At 41.6% G+C, this 21994-nt stretch carries 17 protein-coding genes; 12 read left to right on the plus strand and 5 right to left on the minus strand.

Annotated features, from left to right (window positions below; genetic code table 11):
- Positions 1 to 83: 83 nt before the first annotated feature.
- From N475_RS17655 to N475_RS17680, 6 genes are all read left to right on the plus strand, one after another.
- On the plus strand, positions 84 to 5930 hold the full coding sequence (locus N475_RS17655; protein ID WP_081232458.1) for a DNA repair ATPase: 5847 nt from the start codon (positions 84 to 86) through the stop codon (positions 5928 to 5930).
- 283 nt (positions 5931 to 6213) lie between these two features.
- Positions 6214 to 7470, plus strand: a complete 1257-nt coding sequence (locus N475_RS17660; protein ID WP_063365704.1) for an efflux RND transporter periplasmic adaptor subunit — start codon at positions 6214 to 6216, stop codon at positions 7468 to 7470.
- 13 nt (positions 7471 to 7483) lie between these two features.
- A complete protein-coding gene (locus tag N475_RS17665) occupies positions 7484 to 8218 on the plus strand; it encodes an ABC transporter ATP-binding protein (protein WP_063365705.1) in 735 nt (244 codons plus the stop codon).
- A complete protein-coding gene (locus N475_RS17670) occupies positions 8215 to 10647 on the plus strand; it encodes an ABC transporter permease (protein WP_063365706.1) in 2433 nt (810 codons plus the stop codon). Before N475_RS17665 ends, N475_RS17670 begins: the two co-directional genes overlap by 4 nt.
- Positions 10648 to 10730: 83 nt before the next feature.
- A complete protein-coding gene (locus N475_RS17675; protein ID WP_063365707.1) occupies positions 10731 to 12056 on the plus strand; it encodes a sigma-54-dependent transcriptional regulator in 1326 nt (441 codons plus the stop codon).
- On the plus strand, positions 12056 to 13336 hold the full coding sequence (locus N475_RS17680; protein ID WP_063365708.1) for a sensor histidine kinase: 1281 nt from the start codon (positions 12056 to 12058) through the stop codon (positions 13334 to 13336). The genes N475_RS17675 and N475_RS17680 overlap by 1 nt, the downstream gene beginning before the upstream one ends.
- 144 nt (positions 13337 to 13480) lie before the next feature.
- Here the strand turns inward: N475_RS17680 and N475_RS17685 are convergent, their stop codons facing one another.
- Positions 13481 to 14674: a CobW family GTP-binding protein gene (locus tag N475_RS17685; RefSeq protein ID WP_211270622.1), complete on the minus strand. Its 1194-nt coding sequence runs from the start codon at positions 14672 to 14674 to the stop codon at positions 13481 to 13483.
- Between the two features lie 335 nt (positions 14675 to 15009).
- Between N475_RS17685 and N475_RS17690 the strand changes: the two genes are divergently transcribed.
- The gene (locus tag N475_RS17690) at positions 15010 to 15207 is read left to right on the plus strand and encodes a hypothetical protein (RefSeq protein WP_063358277.1); all 198 of its coding nucleotides are present in this window, start codon (positions 15010 to 15012) and stop codon (positions 15205 to 15207) included.
- A 57-nt stretch (positions 15208 to 15264) separates the two neighbouring features.
- Positions 15265 to 15438, plus strand: coding sequence for a hypothetical protein (locus N475_RS25850; RefSeq protein ID WP_169809462.1), 174 nt, complete (start codon positions 15265 to 15267; stop codon positions 15436 to 15438).
- Positions 15439 to 15948: 510 nt separating this feature from the next.
- Here N475_RS25850 and N475_RS17700 read toward each other — a convergent pair.
- Positions 15949 to 16863 (minus strand): permease, encoded by a 915-nt coding sequence (locus N475_RS17700; RefSeq protein ID WP_063365711.1) that lies wholly within the window; start codon positions 16861 to 16863, stop codon positions 15949 to 15951.
- Positions 16864 to 16968: 105 nt separating this feature from the next.
- Here N475_RS17700 and N475_RS17705 point away from each other — a divergent pair, with 105 nt between their 5' ends.
- Positions 16969 to 17262, plus strand: coding sequence for an ArsR/SmtB family transcription factor (locus tag N475_RS17705; RefSeq protein ID WP_063365712.1), 294 nt, complete (start codon positions 16969 to 16971; stop codon positions 17260 to 17262).
- Between the two features lie 187 nt (positions 17263 to 17449).
- Here the strand turns inward: N475_RS17705 and sigZ are convergent, their stop codons facing one another.
- Together sigZ and arsH are read right to left on the minus strand one after the other, a co-directional pair.
- Positions 17450 to 18064 (minus strand): RNA polymerase sigma factor SigZ, encoded by a 615-nt coding sequence (sigZ, locus tag N475_RS17710; protein WP_063365713.1) that lies wholly within the window; start codon positions 18062 to 18064, stop codon positions 17450 to 17452.
- 46 nt (positions 18065 to 18110) lie between these two features.
- Entirely contained in the window at positions 18111 to 18854 is a 744-nt protein-coding gene (gene arsH, locus N475_RS17715) for an arsenical resistance protein ArsH (RefSeq protein ID WP_063365714.1), read from the minus strand.
- A 250-nt stretch (positions 18855 to 19104) separates the two neighbouring features.
- Here arsH and N475_RS17720 point away from each other — a divergent pair, with 250 nt between their 5' ends.
- Positions 19105 to 19491, plus strand: a complete 387-nt coding sequence (locus N475_RS17720; protein WP_063365715.1) for a thiol-disulfide oxidoreductase DCC family protein — start codon at positions 19105 to 19107, stop codon at positions 19489 to 19491.
- Positions 19492 to 19941: 450 nt separating this feature from the next.
- The gene (locus tag N475_RS17725) at positions 19942 to 20820 is read left to right on the plus strand and encodes a Kelch repeat-containing protein (protein ID WP_162269609.1); all 879 of its coding nucleotides are present in this window, start codon (positions 19942 to 19944) and stop codon (positions 20818 to 20820) included.
- Between the two features lie 23 nt (positions 20821 to 20843).
- On the opposite strand, the gene N475_RS17730 is transcribed toward N475_RS17725, so the two are convergent.
- Entirely contained in the window at positions 20844 to 21242 is a 399-nt protein-coding gene (locus N475_RS17730) for a winged helix-turn-helix transcriptional regulator (RefSeq protein ID WP_081216016.1), read from the minus strand.
- A 129-nt stretch (positions 21243 to 21371) separates the two neighbouring features.
- On the opposite strand from N475_RS17730, the gene N475_RS17735 reads away from it, so the two are divergent.
- Entirely contained in the window at positions 21372 to 21851 is a 480-nt protein-coding gene (locus N475_RS17735; RefSeq protein ID WP_063358285.1) for a nuclear transport factor 2 family protein, read from the plus strand.
- The last annotated feature ends 143 nt before the right edge of the window (positions 21852 to 21994 follow it).

Below are 21994 nucleotides of genomic sequence, written 5' to 3' on the forward strand. Positions count from 1 at the left end.
GACGGATATACCTAGGTGTGCGACCAAGCGCACACCTAACTTACCTTTCTATTTACCCTCCGTGTACAACAGGACAGTAAACTATGACGGATTCTGCAAACAATGCTGCGCTTGAACAGGGCTCCTACGATCTAATTAAACGCCGCTTGAGCAACTCGGGTGCTCAGCTTCGCAAAGACATTGACGCTCTAAACCAAAACCGTATTGAAACCTTTGGCAGCACAGAAATTAAGGTCAAAGGGCGAGCTAGAGTACGAACTGAACACAATTGTATTCCTCGCGATATTGTGTTGATTGGCGATAAGTTGATATTTGCCTACAACGTATTCATTGGGCTAAAAAAGAATATTCATGTTAGCGATGTCTTTAGCGTTCAAAAACTTGTTGATCAAGACGATCACTATGAAGTTGAAGCCTACCCGAGCGAAACTAAATTTCTGACAGACAATCGCTTTTTAAGAGATTTCGAAGAGCTTTATACCTATTACAAAGAAACGCGCCTTCAGCATTTATTTCAACAAAGCGGTAAGCTTTATGCGGTATTTCAGATTGGCGATAAGCTCACCGACGTCCGAGTCTTTCGCTGGGAAATTGCTGCGGATAATACGCTGGATTACATTGATAATCGCGGCGAACGCGATATTAATGGCAGTCAAGACTACGACTTTGAATGGATAAAAACAGACCGTTCAGATCATGTGGAAGGACGCTTTCCACATATTAATATTCTCGATCGTGTTTTTGTTGAAACGGTTGGTGGCGACTTAACCATTAAAATTGACAACAATACCGAATCTGGCGAAGGGATCTATGCAGAGCCCGTTGATGATAAAAATCAGTCGCTAGCTGATTGTGAAGTCGAGTACGCGCAACTTGGTGAAATCATCTTATTGAAGGTATTACCATACCGTGAAAAAGTTTGGCGTCACTATATTTTTAACTGCATTACTCAGAAAGTAATTCGTCAAGATGCGATTTCAGATGCGTGTGTGCAACTGCCAGACGATCATGGTGTGATCTACCCAGGTGGCTACTATTTGCAGTCTGGGCAAACAAGACATTTTGATGATCAAATCGAAAATCTAGAGTTTCACAAACAAATCAAATCGCCCAATGGCGAAGATGTTCTCTACGTTTTTTATGAACCGACAGAAGGTCGATACGCATTATTTGCATACAACCTGATTGAAAAAAATCTACAAAACCCAATTTACTGTCATGGTTACGGAGTGTACGACGATGGCTTAACCATCACGTTCAAAGCCGAAAAAGAAGAAGCAGAACGAGTACACCCAATTCAAGTTTGGGATAGCCCATTTTGCTCTGTTGAATATGCAGCCAATGCACCGACGCCGACAAGTATGCTGGGTAAAATTGGTAACCCCGATTTGGTTCGTGGTATCTCTGATCTATACAGCGTATGTAAAGCGATTAATGAACAGAACCCAAATGTATCTCACTATGAAAGTCTAATCTCACTGACTCGCAGTATTCTAGATAGATATCATTGGTTAACTGAAAGCGAGTTTGCGACACTTAATGGCCAACTTCATGAGATTTTTGAAACGTCAGAGCAAGTGCTCGATGAGTTTGAAAAAGTCAGCCAAATTCAAGAGACAGCCAAAAAAGCGCTGGTTGATATTCAAGCGCAGTACAAAGAAACAACTAAGGATATACGCCCAGATAGTTTCAAGCTAGCGACCGAGTTTGTCACTGGTTTAGAGTCATTAAAGCTGCTGAAAGGCAAGATTATCAGCCTCGAAGAGGTTAAATATATCAACCTTGAGGCGCTTACAGCACTGCAACAGCAGCTGGACGAAAAGACACTTGATTTAAGCCAAGCTACTGCGCAGTTTTTGCAGCAAGATACGGCACTTGCCCCGTATCATGAAAAATTAGATGAATTGACTGGGCTGAGTGAGAAAAGTGAGAGCGTCACAGAGTTAAATGGTTTCTTAGAAGCCCTTGATACGCTGGGAAGTGAGCTTGATCTACTTAATCACACTATGCTTGATCTAGAAATCGATGACAGTCGTGTTAGAACGCAGATCCTCGAAGATGTTAGCGGCGTTTATGCTTTGGTTAATCGCGCCAAAGCAAGTATTGAGATCCGGAGAAAAAGCCTTGGCAGCGTTGAAGCCAAAGCAGAGTTTGCTGCGCGCTTTAAGCTGTTCAGTCAAAGTATTACCAGCAGTTTAAATAATGCTCGTACACCAGAGCAATGTGATGAGCAGTTGTCGCGTTTGCTCATTCAATTAGAAGAGCTAGAGTCACAATTTAGTGAGTACGATGAATACCTTGCTGAAATCATGGCAAAACGTGATGACGTTTACGAAAGCTTTGAAGCACATAAGCAGCAACTAATTGATGAGAGGCAACGTCGCGCATTAAATCTAGCCAATGCTGCGGAGCGAATTCTGCAAGGTGTAACAAGACGTTCTCAAAACTTTACTGAGATTGATGAGATCAACAGTTACTTTGCATCGGATCCGATGATCAGCAAGTTACGTAGTTTGACTCAAGAGCTCAAAGAGTTAGGTGATGAGATAAAAGCGGATGACATACAGGCAAAGTTAAAAGCGTGTAAGGACCAAGGCATTCGTTCATTGCGAGACAAGCAAGATATTTACAGCGATGGCGGAAACTCCGTTAAAATTGGCAAACACAGCTTTGGTGTGAATAAGCAATTGCTAGATCTAACACTATTGCCGCGCGACGAAGATCTGATGTTCCACCTTACTGGTACAGAGTATTTTGAGTCTATTCAAAACAAACAAATTCGTGAAAAACTGCTGACGTATCGCCCGTATTGGCAACAAAACTTAGTCTCTGAAAATCAGAGTATTTATCGTGGGGAGTTTTTAGCTGCTCAAGTTTTACAAGCCGCTAATGATGCATCGCATAGTCTTACATTTACGGCGCTCGAAACAGCAATCCAAGAAGATCGCATTCTGCCATTGGTACAAAAGTTTGCTGAGCCTCGCTATCAAGAAGGCTATGAAAAAGGCATTCATGACCATGATGCAGCGATGATTTTGAGTAATCTATTGGGGCAGAAAAAAGCGTTGAAGTTGCTCATTTATCCCAGTTCAGCCCGTATTGTTGCGCAGCTATATTTTAGTCAAATGAAGCGCCAAACTCAGGCTAAATGGACCGAGCAATCAAAGCAAGCTGAGTTAATGTCTAGCATGCTTGGCGATACGCGTTTTCAAGCTCAACTCGTAGCAGCGCTAAGTATTGAGATTGAGGCCTTTGCGGACAAACATTTACCACAGTATTTGGCTTATCTACCTAAACTTTCTATTGCGCTGAGCGCTGAATACCTTGTTAAGGAACTGGCAAACGGTCAAAAAGAAGTTTGTTTTGCGATGTCGGATCAGGTTAAAAAGGTGTCTGAGCAGTTTAGTAGTGTGGCTAAAACTAAGGGCTTTACTAAGTCTTTGAACGAAACGTTGAACACGCTGGGATGTTTGCAAGAACAAGCAGTTATGATGGCTAGCTGGTTAAATGCCTATGGGCTTCAGCAAGCATCACATGCAAAGATTGCGCAAGACGTGTTACTTGAATCGGCAAATGTGTTGTTATTACAGCACCTTAATATTGCTAAATTTGTTGCGCAAGATGTGACGGTATCAAATTCTATCAGTGGACTATTGGGACAACATAGCCGTATTGATGAGCAGTCACTGATGCTGGACTATTCAGAGTTTTATGCGCGAACTTCGGATTATCTTGCTCAGCATGTACCTGGGTTTTCTCATTATCATGAAATTAAATCTGAGATATTGGTTGAACAAAAAGAGCGCTTGCAGCTGGATGAGTTCAAACCAAGGCCTCTGAGCTCTTTTGTTCGTAACCAGCTTATCGACAAAGTTTATTTCCCAATTATTGGTGACAACCTTGCTAAACAGATCGGCGCGTCTGGCAGCAATAAACGAACAGACTTGATGGGGATGTTATTACTTATCTCACCACCGGGATATGGTAAAACAACGCTTATTGAATATGTTGCAAACCGCCTAGGTTTGACGTTTGTAAAAGTGAACTGTCCGTCCATTGGTCATGACCAGGTATCGTTGGATCCTGCGCAAGCCATTAACGCTACAGCTGCCAAAGAAATTGAAAAAATCAATCAAAGCTTTGAAATGGGCAACAACGTAATGCTCTACTTGGATGATATTCAGCATACTAACCCAGAGTTTTTGCAGAAGTTCATTTCACTCTGTGATGGCTCAAGGCGTATTGATGGGGTTTGGAATGGGCGAAGCAAAACCTATGATTTACGTGGTAAAAAATTTGCTGTTGTGATGGCAGGTAACCCATATACGGAATCAGGTGAAAGCTTTAAAATCCCAGATATGTTGGCAAACCGTGCTGATATCTATAATTTGGGTGATACTCTATCGGGCTGCGAGCAAGAGTTTGCAATGAGCTTCATAGAAAATGCGTTGACCTCAAATGCAGTGCTCGCACCTTTAGCAAACCGCAATATGGCGGATTTGTATAAGCTTGTTAGGATCAGTGAAGGGGAAGATATTTCGTTAAATGAGCTTGAGCACAACTATTCTCAAGCGCAAGCAAATGAAATTGTCTCGGTACTACAAAAGCTGATCACCATCCGAAATACCGTGCTGAAAGTAAACGCCCAATACATTGCGTCAGCTGCTCAGGATGATGACTATCGAACAGAGCCACCGTTTAAGTTACAAGGGAGCTACCGTAACATGAACAAAATGGCAGAAAAGGTAGTCGCGGCGATGAATGACGAGGAACTAGAAAACCTCATTCAGGATCATTATCGTGGTGAAGCACAAACTCTGAGTAAGGGCAGTGAAGAGAATTTGCTGAAACTGGCTGAGCTGAGAGGAACACTGGCTGGCGAAGATGAAGTTAGGTGGAAGCAAATTTTAGCGGACTATGCGCTATTAAACAGAGCCAATGATGCCGGTAGCCCTGCATTATTGGCTGTTGAACAGTTAAGCGAGCTAAACGAATCACTGTCAAGCATTGCGTCTAAGCTTGATAAAGAGCAGCTTACTCATGACTATTCGCAACTACTGCAAAGCTTAACGAGTACAGTACAAGCGCAGGATATAAAGCCAAATCTAGATTTACTAGCGCAAACACTCACCCAAGGAGCACAGCAGTCACCATTAACAGGGTCACTAGACAAGCTCACTGAGTTGTTAAGTACACAACATGCTCAAGTACTTGCTCAAAAAGAGCAAAGTGCTGAGCAAGTTTTGGAGAAGCAAGGCTCGCTGTTCGCGCAATTAGGCAATGAGCTTGGCCAAGTGTCCCGAGCGCTGTCACAGCAGTCAGAGCAACAGCAAGAACTGGTTGAACATGCTAAACAACATGACACAGTTGGTGCTGGGATTTTCGAGCAGTTGGCTAAGATCGCAAGGTTACAGGAGGCGCAAAACCCTGAACAGCATCAAGCCAAGCAAGCAGAGCTGTTGTTGCAAATCAATGAGTCTTTGCAAAATGCTGCCTCACATGAGGGCACTCAGCAGGGGTTGAAGGGATTAGCAAATCAGCTGGTTCATGTGCTTGAAACGAATCAAACGCAAAGCACAGAGCAATTAAATAAAGTGTTGAACGTTCAGCAGCAAATTCACGATGCATTGTCGACTAAAGCAGATATACAAGGCACGGCACTGGAAAAACTCACTATGCAGGTTGCACAAGTGAGTGAATCATTTGGCTCGCGTCAGGCTACGCCAAGTGAAGATGTTGCGCTCGCCTTGAGTGAACTGGTTAACAATACTTTGCCGCAACTGCTTGCCAATGCCAGTGAAGCAAATGGGTTAGATCCAGAGCTAAGCCGAAAAGTGGATGTCATTTTAGAGCGACTTTCTAGGATAGAAAGTTTGCCTTCTGGAGGCCAAGGCTCGGCTCAAAGTGGCGACAATCCCTACATGCTCTAAATGCTAAAAGCCGGCTATCAAGCCGGCTTTTTTATCTACTATGATCCACCCTAATTAGCGTAGACACTTTTCAGACTTATTTTGGAGAGTGTAATGCAATCAATAGTTAAGCGTACTCAACGCGATTATTCTTTAGCCTCACTTTTCCCAATTTTGTAATTTATTCCCATATCTGGGATGAAAAAAGCGCTCAACAATTACTTAAGTTTAATTAAAACATGCAGTTACGTTTTGGTATGCATTTCGCTCTTATTGGTTCTAGTTTTTATCAGTAAGGGTGAGTATGGATATCAAAGACTCTCTAGCGAAAAGTAAAAAGCGTGAACTTCCTTTCAAGGAAGTTGTAGTCAGTGTGGTGAGTTTACTTTTGATTTTAGTTTTCTCAGTTGCAGATTTTCATGAAGAGACTGTTGAACAGGAAGATCTAGTGTTTGCACAAGTGCAGAGTGGGCCACTGGAGTTGGTTGTTTCTGGGTTTGGGCATTTACGTTCAAAACATAGCCGCTTCATCACTTCGAGTCGTATAGCACAGGTTGAAGAGGTATTACTCTTGCCTGGTAGTCGCGTCAATGCTGATTCAATCATTATGCGCTTGTCAAACCCAAGCTTGCAACAAGCACTGATGCGCAGTCGTCTTGCGCTAGCAAGACAAACAGCGAGTTTTGAGGCTTTAAATCTAAGTCAAAAGAGCGATCTTTTGTCTCAGCAGGGTCAACTTACTTTACTAAACAGTGAGTTAGCTAATGCACAACTGAGAGAGGAAGCTGAGGCAAAATTGATTTCTAGTGGGATAGTATCGGCGCTGGATCATCGTCGCTCCGTGTTAGCCGTACAGCAGTTAAGTGAACGGGTTGGTTTAGCTAAACAGCAATTGGAACAAACCAAAGCGCTGCATACCCAGCGGTTAAGTGTTGAACGCAAATTAATTAATGAGCTGGAGTTGAGTTATCAGGCCGCCAAAGAAAATGTGGACAAGTTACAAGTAAGAGCTGGTATCGAGGGCATGTTATTGGAAGTTAACATTGAACAAGGGCAATCAGTTCAAATTGGGGCACCTTTAGCTTTGGTTGGCAGTGAGCGAACATTATTGGCAGATCTACAAGTGCCAGAGAAACAAGCAAGCCGTGTTGAAGTTGGACAGCTTGGCATCATTAACACGTTTAGTGGTGAGGTTAGCGCGAAGGTGAACCGTATTGACCCTGTCGTTAGAGAAGGGCGGATCTTAGTCGAATTGGAGTTAACAGGGGAGTTACCAGACAATGCTCGGCCGGCGTTATCGATAGAAGGCAAAGTGATCACTGAAAAGCGAACCTCGGCACTGTCCATTCAAAAGCCAAGTTACGTCTCTGAGCAATCCAGCACTGCTATGTATGTTCTTAATCAAGACACAAATCAGCTAGTTAAAACTCAATTGGAGTTTGGTAAACTCGCAGGCAACGCCATCGAAATTCGATCTGGTGCTAAAGCCGGCGAGCAAATCGTAATCTCGGATATGTCCGACTTTAAACATCTCGCACAAATAACAATAAATCACCAGTAAAAAGGAATCAATCATGGCTAACACACCCGTAATCGAGCTCATTAACGTATCAAAAGTCTATGTTAGTGGGGGCGTCGAGACGCAGGCACTCAGTGAAATTAATCTAAATGTCCACAAAGGTGATTACGTAGCAATCAGTGGTCCATCTGGCTGTGGCAAGTCAACGCTTTTAAGCTTAATGGGGCTACTCGACGACATTACTGAAGGATGTTACAAAATCGAAGGCGTGGATACCCAAAGCCTTGATTTGGACACTTTGGCCGAGCTGAGAAATTTACACATTGGGTTTATATTTCAATCATTCAACCTGATTGATGAGTTAAGTGTTTTTGACAATGTTGCGTTGCCCTTAATTTACCGAGAGCAATCATTGAGCCAGCAAGGCATTGCAGACAGAGTACACAAAGCGCTTTCCCAAGTAGAAATTGCCCATAGAGCAGATCATAAGCCCAATCAATTGTCTGGTGGTCAGCAGCAAAGAGTCGCTATCGCCAGAGCGCTTGCTGGAGAGCCGAGTATTTTGCTGGTGGATGAACCCACAGGTAATTTGGACTCCAAAAATGGCGATGCTGTAATGGCTATTTTGGACAAGTTGAATGAGCAAGGTACGACTATTTGTATGGTAACTCATGACCCCCGTTATGCAGGTTATGCAAAAAGACAAGTAAAGCTGTTAGACGGTGAGGTGCTGCAAGATCAATCGGCCGAGCAACAAGCGAAAGATTATCAAACGGAGGAGGTACTATGAATATAGTCCGCTTCAATAATCAATTTAAGCTTGCGGTTCAATCGCTGCGTCAAGCGAAAGGGTTTTCGAGCGCAATTATACTAACTTTGTCACTGACCCTAGCGTGTTTTTTTGTCGTTATGAGTCTAGTGAGTAGTTACTTTGTTAAGCCTCTCAACGTTGAAAACGAGCAGCGTCTTGTAATTGTCGAACAAGAAAATGTTTATGAGGATAAAAGTAGCCCTGGTTATCAGAGCTTTCAATCTATAGAGCACTGGTACAAAAACAATCAGGTATTTGAAAAGGCCGCAGCGGTTGTCTCTGGTCAAAAGATAATTAGGAATTTGCCAGGTCAGCCAAAAATTGAAGTGACTTACGCATCAGATGAATACTATGAACTATTCAGAATGCCAATTCTGCTTGGCAGACATACTGAGCCAGTTAGTCATTTGGGAGAAAAAATCCAAGAAGTGGTTATTTCTTATCAATTTTGGCAAAAGTATTTTGATGGTCAGGAATCAGTCATTGGTAAATCGATACAGACTAATGACGCGCAGTTCACTATCGTGGGCGTTGTCGATCAAAGTTTCAGTGATCCGTTCATGTTTAACAAAGGCAAGGGACAAATCTGGTTTAAATTTAGTGCGGATGCGCGATATTACAGAGAAGAGAACCCAAGCCCATGGTACAACCTTTTTGGCACGCTCAAGTTAGTTGGTGTGCTAAAAGAAGGGGAAACAAACAGTTCGGCAAAGGCGCAGCTACATCAGGTACTACAAGACATAAAATCACAGTGGAAGGAAGGGTTCCCAAATATTGTTGATTTAGTACCCATTGTTACTAGTTTTAGAAAGGCAGAGTTGGGCGATAACAATTATCTGGCATTGCTGTTATTAGCTGGGGTTATTGGATTGGTGTTAATCGCATTGCTTAATGTCAGTAACTTGTTTGTCTCGCGCGCTGTAGTAAAGCACAAACAACTTGCACTACAAGCGGTACTAGGCGCCAAACGCAAAGTGATCTTCCAAAGTATTCTACTAGAGACGTCGGTGCTCATGGCGTTGTCTGTATTTATAGCACTATTTTTAGCTGCGTGGGGTATCAAGCTTTTCAAGGCACTCGGCATGGGGTTTTTACCTTTAGTGTCCAGTTTAACACTTGACTCTATGGTACTAGTCAGTGCCTTGCTATGTTGTATTGTGTTTGCGTGGCTTTTTGCTTGGGTATCAAGCCGTTTGATTAACTTCTCTCAGTTAAGGGCGCAAGTGCAATCGTCTGGTAAAGGCGCTGTGAGCCAAATTAGTGCCAAGACGGTTAAAATAATGATCGCTGTGCAATTGTTTGTCGCTTCTTGTCTGGTGATTGGTTCGACTATGGTACTGAGCAAAAGTCTTGAAACGCTCCACAGGCCACTAGGTAGTGATATTGATAATTTGTACGCGGTGCAAATTTATGTGCCGGGTCTAGATGATGACCTAAGTGTCCGGTACAAATACATCGAGTTGTATCGACAAGCCTTGTATCAAATTGATGGCGTGACCAAAGTTGGCCATGGTGGCAGTCCCGTTGAGTACAATATTCGCGCTAGTACGGTGACGGATATGTCAGGTAAAGAAAGTGTGTTCATTCCACAAGCGTGGGTAGGACAAGACTATTTTGAAATGACAGGCCTTAAAATTATTGAAGGGCGCACATTTAGTGAAGCGGCATTACGTGGCGAGAAACATGAATTTTTGGTCACTAAAGCGGTGAATGATTTGCTCAAACCTGATGGGAGCTTACTGGGAGAAAAGTTTTTAAGCTTTGACCCTGACAACCCTGTTGAGGTTGTAGGCATTACTGAAAACTTTAATCATCCCAAATCGTTTGGTAAGCACCGAGGTCGCCATTTTTGGTGGGCATCTCAAGCTTATTCATTCCCATATATTGTAAAAATGGAAGAAGGCAAAGCCCTAAATCGTGAATTAGTTTTTCAAGCTGCACACACTGTAGATGAACGAGCTGGGCTTTGGAGATTGACAGATTTTGAAAAGGAATATGCACTGATGACATATATGGAGCGAATCACGCGCAACCTTTGTATTATGCTTGCTCTATTTACGCTGTTTTTAGCTGGAATCGGTATTTATGGGGTGCTGAGCTATAACTTGGGGCTACGCCGCTATGAACTTGGGATCCGAATGGCATTAGGTGCAAAGAATAAAAAGCTCTATAAACAGCTTTTTCAAGACACTATAATGCCTTTGGCAGCAGCGTTTTGTCTTGCAGTCGGTGTATGTGTGCTTGGCTACAGGTTGTTTGGTAAGCAAGTTCAGGAATACATGCTGCTTAACCCTGTATGGTTAACCGGTGTATGTATTGGTATATTGGGATTTGCTCTGTTCGCAACTTTATACCCAATGAGTAAAGTATTGAAAGCTAAACCAATGGCGTCACTGCGTCAGGAATAACATGCGGAGATGGAGTTGCATTCATGCAGCTCCAGTTTGCTTAGTAATGCAAGCTGGTAAAAGTACGAAATCAGTATGGAAATATGAAAACAGTTTTAATAGTTGATGATTTGATTGACGTTCGCTTAAGTGCACGCATTGTATTAGAAAGCCACGGGTATCGATGCCTTGAAGCAGATCACCCTAGCAGGGCAATTGAGTCAATCAAGCACAATCAGGTTGACCTAATACTGCTTGATATGAATTTCAGCCAAGATACGACTTCAGGTCAAGAGGGGCTTAACTTCTTGACTGAGTTAAAGGCACTGAATTATACCGTCCCCGTAGTTGTAATTACGGCATGGGCAAAAATTGACTTAGCTGTTCAAGCAATGCAGTACGGTGCATGTGACTTTATTGAAAAACCCTGGAAAAATACTCGATTACTAGAGTCAGTGCAGAAGTTGCTGCCTAAGCTTTGCTCTGATAACACCCCAAGTGACGGTATCCCACTTGCTTTTGAAGCCAACAACAAACAGCTACTTGAGAAAGCCAAGCGTATCGCTAAAACCAACGCCAATGTATTAATTACCGGAGAAAACGGAACTGGGAAAAGCATGTTGGCAGCCTATATTCATCAGCATAGCCAACGTAACAACCAAACAATGGTGAGTGTGAACATGGCAGCTATTCCCGACAACTTGTTCGAAAGTGAGCTATTTGGGCACCGAAAAGGGGCATTTACCGATGCAAAAGAACACCGCAAAGGGCGCTTTACGCTGGCGAATGAAGGGAGCTTGTTTTTAGATGAGGTGGGATGCTTGCCTATGGCTTTGCAAGCAAAATTGTTGCGTGTGCTTGAGTCCGGCGAATATGAAGAAGTCGGTGGAGCTACCACACTTACCAGCAATGCGAGGATCATCTCAGCGACCAATGCTGATTTAAATAAACTGATTGAGCAGGGGTCTTTTCGTCGCGATTTATTATTTAGATTAAATACATTGGTGATTGAGCTGCCACCACTGCGAGAGCGACTTTCTGAATTACCTGAGTTTGCTGCGTATTTTGTGAAACAGCATGCTCAAAAATATGGATTGACTGAACTGACTTTGAGTGAAAAAGCGTGTAGTAAATTGCTATCTTATCATTGGCCCGGCAATATCCGAGAGTTGTCCCATGTGTTGGAGCGAGCTGTGATTATGGCAGACGTGGATACAATAGATGCACAAGATATTGTACTTGAAAATTATGCTGAAGAGTCGGGAACGCTACCTCTAATGAGTTTAGAGGAGGCCGAGCAAAGGCTTATTACTAAAGCCATAAACCACTTTGACGGCCATGTTGTAAAAGCCGGAGAGTTTTTGGGATTGAGTAAGTCCGCCATATATCGTCGAATTGAAAAGTTTAACATTCAAGTTAAAGAATCATAATGAGGATATTAACTCACTCACTTGAGGCACGCCTGACGAAGCTTTTTGCTGTGCCAATTGTCACTATTTTAGTGATTCTGCTAGGTGCGTCACTGTATTTTTCGTTAGACTGGCTAGAAGTGCTGACCTTGATATTAGTGATATTAACGCCCAGTGTATTTGCATTGTATAAAGCTTATCAAAGCATCTTCAATACAATAGAGCGTGTTGCTGTGCAGCTGGATAGCATTGCTAACGAAGAGTTTACCGTTTGGCAGCTTGCACACTACCGACAGGGTAGCATTGCAAATTTAAAAAACGACTTAAAATCAATTGCACAACGAATCCAAAATAAGCGTTATGAATATGCTCAAAATGAAGCGTTTGTATTTGACTTCATCAATGAATTGGAGCTACCAATATTAGTGCTCGATCATCACTATCAGGTGTACCACTTTAATGAGACTGCCAAAAACCTTTATAAAGGAATACACATTGCCGGGTTTGGAGTCAATACGCTCAATTTAGTGCGCCACGATGGAAAGTGGCAGGTAAACCATAAAGATCAGCGTTTTAAAGTCGTTGAACACGAACTGTATAGGGGGGGACGAAAATACCATTTAATGGTATTTGTATCAATTGAGCTATCTTTGAGACGGAATGAACAAGAGGCGTGGCAAAAGCTCATACGGGTACTTAATCATGAAGTGAGAAATTCACTTACGCCGATATATTCAATGGCCCAGTCTCTAAAAGAGTTACCAGTGCAAGGTACCTCTGAGCTGAGAGATACCATGCTTGATGTAATAGAAAAGCGTTCAGAGCACTTACTGGACTTTGTGGCCAGCTATTCCAAACTATCTCAACTGCCTAAACCACAAAAAGTACCTACTTGTTTAGCTGGTTTAAGCGACAGATTACAAGCTTTGTTCCCAAAAGTGAGAGTAGAGCGGCTGTATGAAGAAGCGCAGATCGTACATTGTGATATTGAACAATTAGAGCAAGCTTTACTTAACCTAGTGAAAAATGCAGAGCAGGCAAATGTGATTGAAGGCGAAGAAGAAGTGACTTTATCTATCCATTGTGGTGATAAATATTGGAGCCTAGAGGTGATTGACAATGGGGCTGGGATTAGCAACTCAGAGAACTTATTTGTGCCTTTCTTTTCAACAAAGGATCAAGGCAACGGGATTGGGTTGGTATTGAGTCGAGAGATTGTTCGGGGACAAGCGGGAGAATTAACGCTTGAAAATAGGCAAGACAAGCAAGGTGCAATTGCGCGCATACGGATGCCTGTGTGACTCAGCGCTGGGAGTGAAATAGGGTTTATCAAAGAGAATAGTTACGATTGTATCTCTCCAAAACAGACCAACTCCATTAGGCTCTCTCAATACAAATATAAAGCGCACGAAGGGTCGTACGCTTTATATTTTGAAGTGTAAGCATCAAATTTTAGCCACATTGGTTGGCCAAGGATCTTCAAAAGACCCGCCATTTCTCCAAAAGTTCAATTCTTCATCAGTCAAAAAACAAGCCTCTAGTGCTTTTACAAAGTCAGAGGCTTCGTCTTTTTGACCTATGACTGTTAGACGGCAGCGCCTGTCGCCAAAGCGGCTGTCTATTTTATCGATTTTCTTTTTGAGAATATCATAGTGTTCCTGTTCAAGGTCTTCCATTTCCGCTTTTAGGATGGGCGCACGCCAAAACCCGATTACTTCTAACCCCACGCTGCCATTTGCTTGACTCCAAAGTAATGACATATCATCTCTTGTCGGTAACCAGAAGAAACCTTTGCTGCGAAATACGCCATGCGTAAGATGTTTGTGGCATACTTCCCATAGGCGTAAAGGGTGAAAAGGTCTGTCATCTCGAATAACTTTGGAAACTATTTTTTGATTATCTTTTCCTGACAAGGTAAGAGGCGCATTAACGCTACTACGTAGCTCCGTGATCAGTTGATCAACCAAATGGAAGTTGTAGTCTGGAAACTGATGAAAATACGCTACGTCCATGTTGCCCCAAGCTGTCCCTGAAATTGCAGCATAAGGGTTAATTGGGTGGAGCGCTTGCGCAATTTGCTCGACGGCTTTGCTAGTGAGTTTGTCTGTTTTGGTTAAAAATATTTGGTTTGAAAAAAGGATTTGTTCAACGAGTAAATTCTCAATGCCTCGCACTTGGTTGCTTAAATTTTCTTGCCACTTTGGAACAAGAGATTGAGCAAATTGGTAGTCTTCTTTTAGCCAAGTTGCATCAACCAGTGTGACGACCCCTTTTAACGCAAAGTCTTTGTTACTTTTGAAAAACTCAACCAGTGGAAGAGGGTGGCTACTGCCAGAAGTTTCGATGATAACCCATGGTGGTTGAGCTTGCTTTTTCAAAGTCTTTAACGCCGGTTTGAGCTCTTTTAAGCCCTTTGCACTACTTATACTATGACCACTGATGGTAAAGAAATGGCTGCCTTCGTCATCAAACACCTCGGTATTTTTGATTAGTACGCCGTCAACATCAAGTTCACTCATATCGTTGACAACGACGCCTGGGATAACCCCACTTTTTGCCGACTGAGTTAAGAGGCTGCGCAGTAATGTGGTTTTTCCTGAGCCCAAAAAACCATGTAATATAGTAACTGGAATTGACATCAATTTGACCTTTTCACACCAGAAATAAGCTGGTGCATGAATACAACGATTATAATTTATGGATATGTTATAACATAAAGGGTTGATTCTATAGCACTGGGAGGCAATTTGTTTCTTCTAATAAGGCATTGATTTATCACAGAGGGCCATAGCCTCTAATTACTTACTGCTTTTTAAAGCGCGCTCCTGAAAGCAAGAGTACAAAATTTGTGGTCCATCCTTGAAATTGGCAAATAGTGAACAAATCTTAATAATGTTGTTGTGCGAATTTTTAGGTATTAGCCCACAGTGATTTAAATAGCGGAGTGGGCATTGACTGTAAGGAGGTGTGGAGCATGACCATGTTTCATATTTGCTACCCCATTGAGGATTGCCACTGGTCGCCTCAAGATGATTTACCCGTTAATAGCCAGCGTTCGACATTGTGCATTGTCAAAACTAATCGGTCTAAGTTTAAGAGCAAATTTGATGGACAATTTAGAATATTTGAGTTGCCAAAGGAGTTTGCAGAACAGTTACATAGCTTTGTCTGATATGAATAAGTATATGATATAAAATAGTATTTATCGCAAGTAATGGAGAAGTGAACAATGAGTGTTGTATATCGAATTTTGATCGCGTTAGTTCTTTTAGTTTGTGCAATTAGTGCCTATAGTTTTGGTAACAGTGCAGGCCTATTTGGCTTTATTATTCTCGGTTTTCTATTTGAGGCCGCATTTTGGTTAAAGCTGTTTGGACGAAAAAAGACCACAAATAAAGCCTAAAGGGTGCAGAGCTATTTAGACACATGTACTGGAAACTGTTAAGTACACTTTCGGTGATAATATCACTGGGAGTGATGCTTATCACCAAGGTTAGTTTTGAGAGTTTCAACGCTTCGCAAACGATGGCAACGTTGATTAGCTATGTAATCACGTCATTTTCTTCGCCCCCGAGTGGTATCGTCCTACAAAGCATTCCGGTTTATCTTGTTGAGCAAAATGTAACATATTTATTTATTTTATTTGGCGTTACATTGTGTATTTTGACTTGTAGTATTGAGCTACTAACAGAATCTAAGTTGGTTAGAAGTAAAAGATCAGCTGCTGTGCTGACTACTGCCATCGGTCTGATTTTTGTTTATCTATATCTTTTTTCATGGAACTATAGTAGCCAGTGTGCGCCGTTTTTGTGCTAACTTCCTAGCCAATATTGAATTATTTTTCTTTGAGGATATATCTAAAACTGAACACTAAATTGCTAAACGCGCTTTGTTGCAAGCGCGTTTGTTGCAGTTAAAAGAGATACTGATATAAAAAGCCTGCGCTGATTGCCATAGATAAAATTACAAATAGAAATGCCCAGATCATTTTGTTTTTGAAAATTGACTTTAGCAATATCACTTCAGTTAGGCTTGCGCCCGCGCTTCCGATAATTAAAGCCATAACTGCTCCAAGCCCCATGCCTTTTTCGGCTAATGCAGCGCTTAACGGAATGACGGCTTCAGCTCTTATATACAAAGGGATACCTATCACAGCAGCAAAAGGGATCGCAAAAGGGTTGCTCTCGTTCGCTACACTCGCCACAAACTCAGCTGGCATAAACCCATAAATCAGTGAACCTAAAGCGATGCCTCCGAACAAATAAGGAAGTACTTTTTTAAAATCTTTCCAAGTGCTTTTCCAAATTTTGAACCATTTATTATCTGGTTGAGTATTACCACCACAAGTTACTCCACATGCTTTTTTTTCTGGCTCAACATAAGCTTCTGGTTTGATGTATTTTTCAAAACCAAGTTTTTCAAGTGTTATTCCTGCGATAATTGAAACACCCATTGCTATTGCAAAGTAAAATAGTGTGACTTTTACTCCAAACGTAATGGCGAATAAGCCAATAATAATCGGGTTAAGTAGAGGGCTTGCGAACAAGAAAACCATCATGGTCCCGAATCCTGCTTTGGCTCGAAGAAGTCCTTTTAAAAAAGGAATTGTAGAGCAAGAGCAAAACGGCGTGATTGCGCCAAGAAAACCAGCAACAAAATATCCTTTCCCTTTCTTGCTGCTTAATATGCTCTGTATTTTGGTAGGTGGTATGTATTCCTGTAGAACGCCAACTATATAACTAATAAGTAAAAAAAGCAGTGTTAGCTCTACGGCTAAAAAAGCAAACATATTGATAGTACTAACAATCATCTCTTGATTTAATGACATATTTATAAACCTATATTTCTAGTAATTTGGAAATGTTATCGAGTGTTGCTGGACTCGTCAATATATTTCTAGTAATATCGAAATGTTTTTTGAAGAGTACTGACTATGACAACCGAAGAAATAGCTAAAGCGTTTAAAGAATTAGGTCACGCGACCAGATTATTAGTATTTAAGAGACTAGTTAAAGCTGGTGAAAAAGGGGTGAGTGTAGGCACCTTAAAAGATGAGTTAGATATTCCAAACTCAACGTTATCGCATCATATCTCCAGTCTCGTATCTGCAGGTCTTATAAAGCAACAAAGAGAAGGCCGAGTACTATATTGTACAGTTGAATATGAAAAGCTACTTTCAGTCATTTCTTTTCTACAAGATGAATGTTGCATTGACGAAATGGAATAAACGACAACTCTATTTAATACCATGATTTCAAGTTTATTAATGCCTTCGAGGTTTTTTTACAGAGTATGTTGAGCTGACTTTATGGTGTTTTCTTTGTGTATCAAATACTCATGATGTGCTTACCAGAGGGTTGGGGAGAGTCTCGCAATACGTTGCTATTTAGGGCATTAATTGCTCACTTAGTAAATTAGCCCTTACTACAGTGAGCATATTTATCGTCACTTTTTTTGCGTACGCCTGGTGTACAATCCATGTGGTTTGGTGAACACTTTCCTTTGGTTGCTTGTTGATGATATTCAATCAGGTTCCCATGTTTATCGATATCATACTGGCAACAAGCATTGAATACACCATGTAACTCTTTACGCGCTTTTTGTACTTGAGATTTTAAAGTGGAATAGCTCAAACCCATTTCATCGGCCAGCTGCTTTTGTGATTTGCCTTCTAGTTCAATAACCTCAAGTAAATAGGCACTTTGCTCTGGTAGCTGCTGGATAAAGGGCTTAATACACTGTGCGAGTTCTTTTTTGATATTGCGCTCTGCTTCGTTGTACCAAGTGATTTCCTGTTGGGCGTTACTATGAATGCCATTTTTTCGGTAGTAATCAATTACCGTATTGTGTGCAATTTGAAACAGCCAAGCCTTTACGCTAGTTGGCTTGTGTAAGTTTTCGATGGCTAAATGAGTTTTAAGTAATACATCTTGTAGTAAATCATCTACATCATTGGGGCTTGCGACTTTTGTGTGTAAAAACGCTTTTAAACTTTGTCTGTACTGAGCCCAAACCTGTTCAATTGTCATATTCTAATCTCTAAAATGGCAGCACAGAATAGGCTGCCTACTTTGTTTAGCAACACCCTGCTTTAGCTACAGGTTTGCTCGGTATTGCAGGCTCTAGTACATCAGCTAGGCCCTTACTATTGTTAATCATAGCTTGCTGTTCAGTCTGTCGCTCACTATAACGGTCAACTAGAAATTGCTTATTGTCTCTTGTGAGGTATGTGAAGCGCATCAATTCCTCCATCACGTCCACAACTCTATTTCTGAAGTTACTGGCCTTCATCGTACCATCTGGATTGAACTCGTTCATTGCTTTGGCAATTGACGATTGATTTGGAATAGTGAGCATACGCATCCAGCGGCCTAAAATACGCATGTTGTTTACAGCGTTAAAGCTTTGCGAGCCACCACTTACCTGCATTACTGCCAGTACTTTCCCTTGTGTTGGACGCACTGCACCTAGTGATAGTGGGATCCAGTCAATTTGGTTCTTCATGACTGCTGACATATTGCCGTGCAATTCTGGGGAGCACCATACTTGTGCTTCCGACCAGTTTACTAGTTCTCTTAGTTCTTGCACTTTTTCATCTGCCACGCTTTGGCCATTGTCAAACATTGGTAAGCCTGTTGGATTGAATATTTTCACGTCAGCTCCCATATGCGTGAGTATGTTTTTTGCCTCTAACGCCGTTTTTTTGCTGTATGACTGCGCTCTAAGTGAACCATATAAGATTAACACGCGAGGTTTGTGGTTGCTCAACTGTGATGCTGGTGGAAGCAGGTTAAATTCAGCGTTGTTTAGGTAAGTCATATACGTCTCCTCAATTATTAACACCCAATAAGACGCACTTATTTTCAAAAGGACGAAAGAAAAAAGTACTTTTTTAAACTTTATTAAGGACGGTGAGTTATTGAGGTGAAGGCGTTGTTTATGTAGTAGCATTGTAGGGATGAACACCACCGTTCAATAATGCGCTTAAATGCCTTCAAAATGTGAGAGGTAAGTTGTGATCTGACTGATTTGTGGAAGCGTATTAGTTTGCAAAGTATAGGAAACGACCATGAGCGAACTGACAATATTTTATGATGGAACATGCCCACTTTGTGTTAAAGAGATGACGGCACTTACCAAAAGAGATACAAAAGGCAATATCAAGACTGTCGATATCTACGCAGAGGAGTTTAAAAGCTATCCAAACATAAACGCAGATAAAGCCAATATGATTTTGCATGCTTTGGATAAAAACGGCAACCTACTGCTAGGGCTTGATGTAACACATAAAGCATGGCAATTAGTTGGAATGGGTTGGCTATACGCTCCACTTCGCTGGCCGGTGATAAAACCCATTGCAGATAGATTTTATCTCGTATTTGCCAAAAATAGATATCGTATTTCTTATTGGCTCACGGGCAAATCTCGTTGCGAAAGTGGTGTTTGTAAGCGCTAGGTATTCAGGTTCCTAGCCCCGATTAATAGTTACCCTTTATACGCATTAAGTTCTTTGCTATTTGATATAGTGGACGCACGAAAAAAATCGCAAATAAGGAGTGTGTTAATGTATGGAAATACCAAAGTGACTTCGCTAATTTTGAAATTTAGTTTTTTAAATTTTTGATAATTATAGATAAAATTAGGTTCCATGAAGGTTGAGAAAAAAGTCAGAAGATAAGTTTGTCAGGTGTGATTTACTTAAGCCATCTGCATTTTATTGAGACTTTATATGAATCACTTTTATTTCCTTCGAGCAATTACCGTCAGTATAATCGCGTTGTGTCTGCAAGCCTGCTCATCAGAATCTAGCACTATTCATACTAAAGGGCCCAAATGGCATCTCTCCACAATGTTACCAACGCCATTACAAGAGGTATATCCAGCAGTTTTTAACAATAGGATAGTTGTGGCAGGTGCTTTTGAGCAAACTCAAAAAGAATTTGCTACATTAGCGCACCTGAAGGCATCAGATAAATCCTATATATTTGACTACGGTAGCCAAAGTTGGCGCAGAGGGCCTAGTTTACCAGAGCCTCGTCACCATTTAGGGTTGATTGCCAATAATGAAAAGTTGTACGCGATAGGCGGGTTTAACGCAACGCGTGATAATGCATGGCAGGTGAAGTCTTCCGTATTTGTATTGAGTAATGAAACCAACAGTTGGTCAAATGGCCCCGAGTTACCTATCCCTATGGGGGAGTCTGTATATGGGTTGATCAATGGTCAAATTCATGTGGCGGGAGGGCGCTCTGTGGAAAATGGTCAATTGATTGATACCAGTGCTCATTGGGTTCTAAAGTCTGGCAAGTGGCAAAAAGCAGCACCACTGCCCATCGCAAGCAATTCAGCTGCTTCTGTTGTGATTGATAACCAATGGTATGTGATGGGAGGTAGAGTGAATGCATTAGACTTTAAGAATCTGAGTTCGTTGTGGCGATATGATGTTAAACGTGATCTGTGGGAAAGCTTAGCGGCGATGCCTCAGCCCAGTGCTGGGCTGGCTAGTGCTGTCATCAATGGACAAATTTATGCCTTTGGAGGTGAGGAGTACAAATTTGTTAAGTCAAAAGACGGTGAAAAGCAGATGAAAACACGCACCTTTGACCAAATTTGGCGCTACGATCCAAAATCGAATGTTTGGTTTACCGAACAAATATCCATGACCTCGACACGTCATGGCTTAGGTGCAGTTTCACTAAACGGGCAAATCTATATCTTGGGCGGAGCCATGGAGGCAGGTGCCACAGGGACAACCGCCATCGTTGAGCGATTTACTTTAAACTAAAAAAATGTATGTACTTGATACAGTTATGAAGCCAAATTAGCCGTCAAATCCTGTATCAAGCCTGCTCGATCACTAATGGCTCTAGCAACAAGCTCCTCAGGGATGTTCAAATCAGGCGAATGTTTGCTACTCCATATGATCATTTCAATTAAAATAGGCAACATATCAATACCTGCAGGAGTGAGAGTATATACTTTTTTTCTCTTGTCTTTTGGGTCTACCTGTTTGCTAATCAGCCCATCACTTTCAAGCTTTTCAAGCCGACTGGAAAGAATGTTTGTAGCCATTCTCTCATCTGAACTTTGCAAATCGGAATAAGCATGTTTGTTAAAAAACATTAGGTCTCGGATGATCAGTAAACTCCATTTATCCCCCACATGGTCCAGCACATTTGAAATGGGACACTCAGAACGTTTAGGCATACTTTGTCTCATTGGTAAATATATGCCAATGATAATTCACTTGCATTTTGCAATCAAATAATTTAACTTGCATTTTAAAAGTTAAATTTGAACTGTGTTTATACGCAAAGATTAGAGTTGGAAATCCAAATGCAAAGACCCCAAATTAATATCGAGAACCTGATCAAACCTCATTGGAGTTCAGACGAAAAGGTAAAAGCAGCATCTGTTGTCGAGTTTGTACAGCTATTAATGAACGAGCATAACTTTGCTGAGGTTACTGCGCGTTATGGCAATAATAGCTATAAACAGCACAATAGAAGTATGGCAGATGGAATATCCGGTGTAGTGGCGACACTACGAGATTTTGTAAAAATGGCGCCTGAATTTAGCTATGATGTGAAACATGTATTTGTAGATGGTGACCACGTAATACTGCACTCCCATGCGACTCTTAAGGCAAAACACAGGGGAGACGAGACAAAGGGAATGAACATTATTGACACTTGGAAGATAACTGATGGCAATCTTGTTGAACATTGGGATGCAATTCAAGCCCTTGATGTTTCGATGCGCCTGTATAACTTATTTATGGGTGGTAAAGTTAGAAATTCAAATGGCGTGTTTTAGACATTTAGGGGTGATACACGGTGTCCACATGTATGACCTATTTGAGTATCAATTAGGCGTAAATACCTGCTCCAGAAAACGTGCTAAGTTATCTTTTTGGTAGTCTTCCATTGAAGCATAAAATGTTCTGCGCAACTAAATCA

The sequence above is a fragment of the Pseudoalteromonas luteoviolacea DSM 6061 genome, assembly GCF_001625655.1.
GTDB lineage: Bacteria > Pseudomonadota > Gammaproteobacteria > Enterobacterales > Alteromonadaceae > Pseudoalteromonas > Pseudoalteromonas luteoviolacea.

Coding starts and splice junctions, on each gene's coding strand:
- N475_RS17665 (WP_063365705.1), top strand. CDS start 7,484: ATGGCTAACACACCCGTAATCGAGCTCATTAACGTATCAAAAGTCTAT.
- N475_RS17680 (WP_063365708.1), top strand. CDS start 12,056: ATGAGGATATTAACTCACTCACTTGAGGCACGCCTGACGAAGCTTTTT.
- N475_RS17735 (WP_063358285.1), top strand. CDS start 21,372: ATGCAAAGACCCCAAATTAATATCGAGAACCTGATCAAACCTCATTGG.
- sigZ (WP_063365713.1), bottom strand. CDS start 18,064: ATGACAATTGAACAGGTTTGGGCTCAGTACAGACAAAGTTTAAAAGCG.
- N475_RS17685 (WP_211270622.1), bottom strand. CDS start 14,674: ATGTCAATTCCAGTTACTATATTACATGGTTTTTTGGGCTCAGGAAAA.
- arsH (WP_063365714.1), bottom strand. CDS start 18,854: ATGACTTACCTAAACAACGCTGAATTTAACCTGCTTCCACCAGCATCA.
- N475_RS17660 (WP_063365704.1), top strand. CDS start 6,214: ATGGATATCAAAGACTCTCTAGCGAAAAGTAAAAAGCGTGAACTTCCT.
- N475_RS17730 (WP_081216016.1), bottom strand. CDS start 21,242: ATGCCTAAACGTTCTGAGTGTCCCATTTCAAATGTGCTGGACCATGTG.
- N475_RS17655 (WP_081232458.1), top strand. CDS start 84: ATGACGGATTCTGCAAACAATGCTGCGCTTGAACAGGGCTCCTACGAT.
- N475_RS17670 (WP_063365706.1), top strand. CDS start 8,215: ATGAATATAGTCCGCTTCAATAATCAATTTAAGCTTGCGGTTCAATCG.
- N475_RS17720 (WP_063365715.1), top strand. CDS start 19,105: ATGAGCGAACTGACAATATTTTATGATGGAACATGCCCACTTTGTGTT.
- N475_RS17700 (WP_063365711.1), bottom strand. CDS start 16,863: ATGTCATTAAATCAAGAGATGATTGTTAGTACTATCAATATGTTTGCT.
- N475_RS17705 (WP_063365712.1), top strand. CDS start 16,969: ATGACAACCGAAGAAATAGCTAAAGCGTTTAAAGAATTAGGTCACGCG.
- N475_RS17675 (WP_063365707.1), top strand. CDS start 10,731: ATGAAAACAGTTTTAATAGTTGATGATTTGATTGACGTTCGCTTAAGT.
- N475_RS17690 (WP_063358277.1), top strand. CDS start 15,010: ATGACCATGTTTCATATTTGCTACCCCATTGAGGATTGCCACTGGTCG.
- N475_RS25850 (WP_169809462.1), top strand. CDS start 15,265: ATGAGTGTTGTATATCGAATTTTGATCGCGTTAGTTCTTTTAGTTTGT.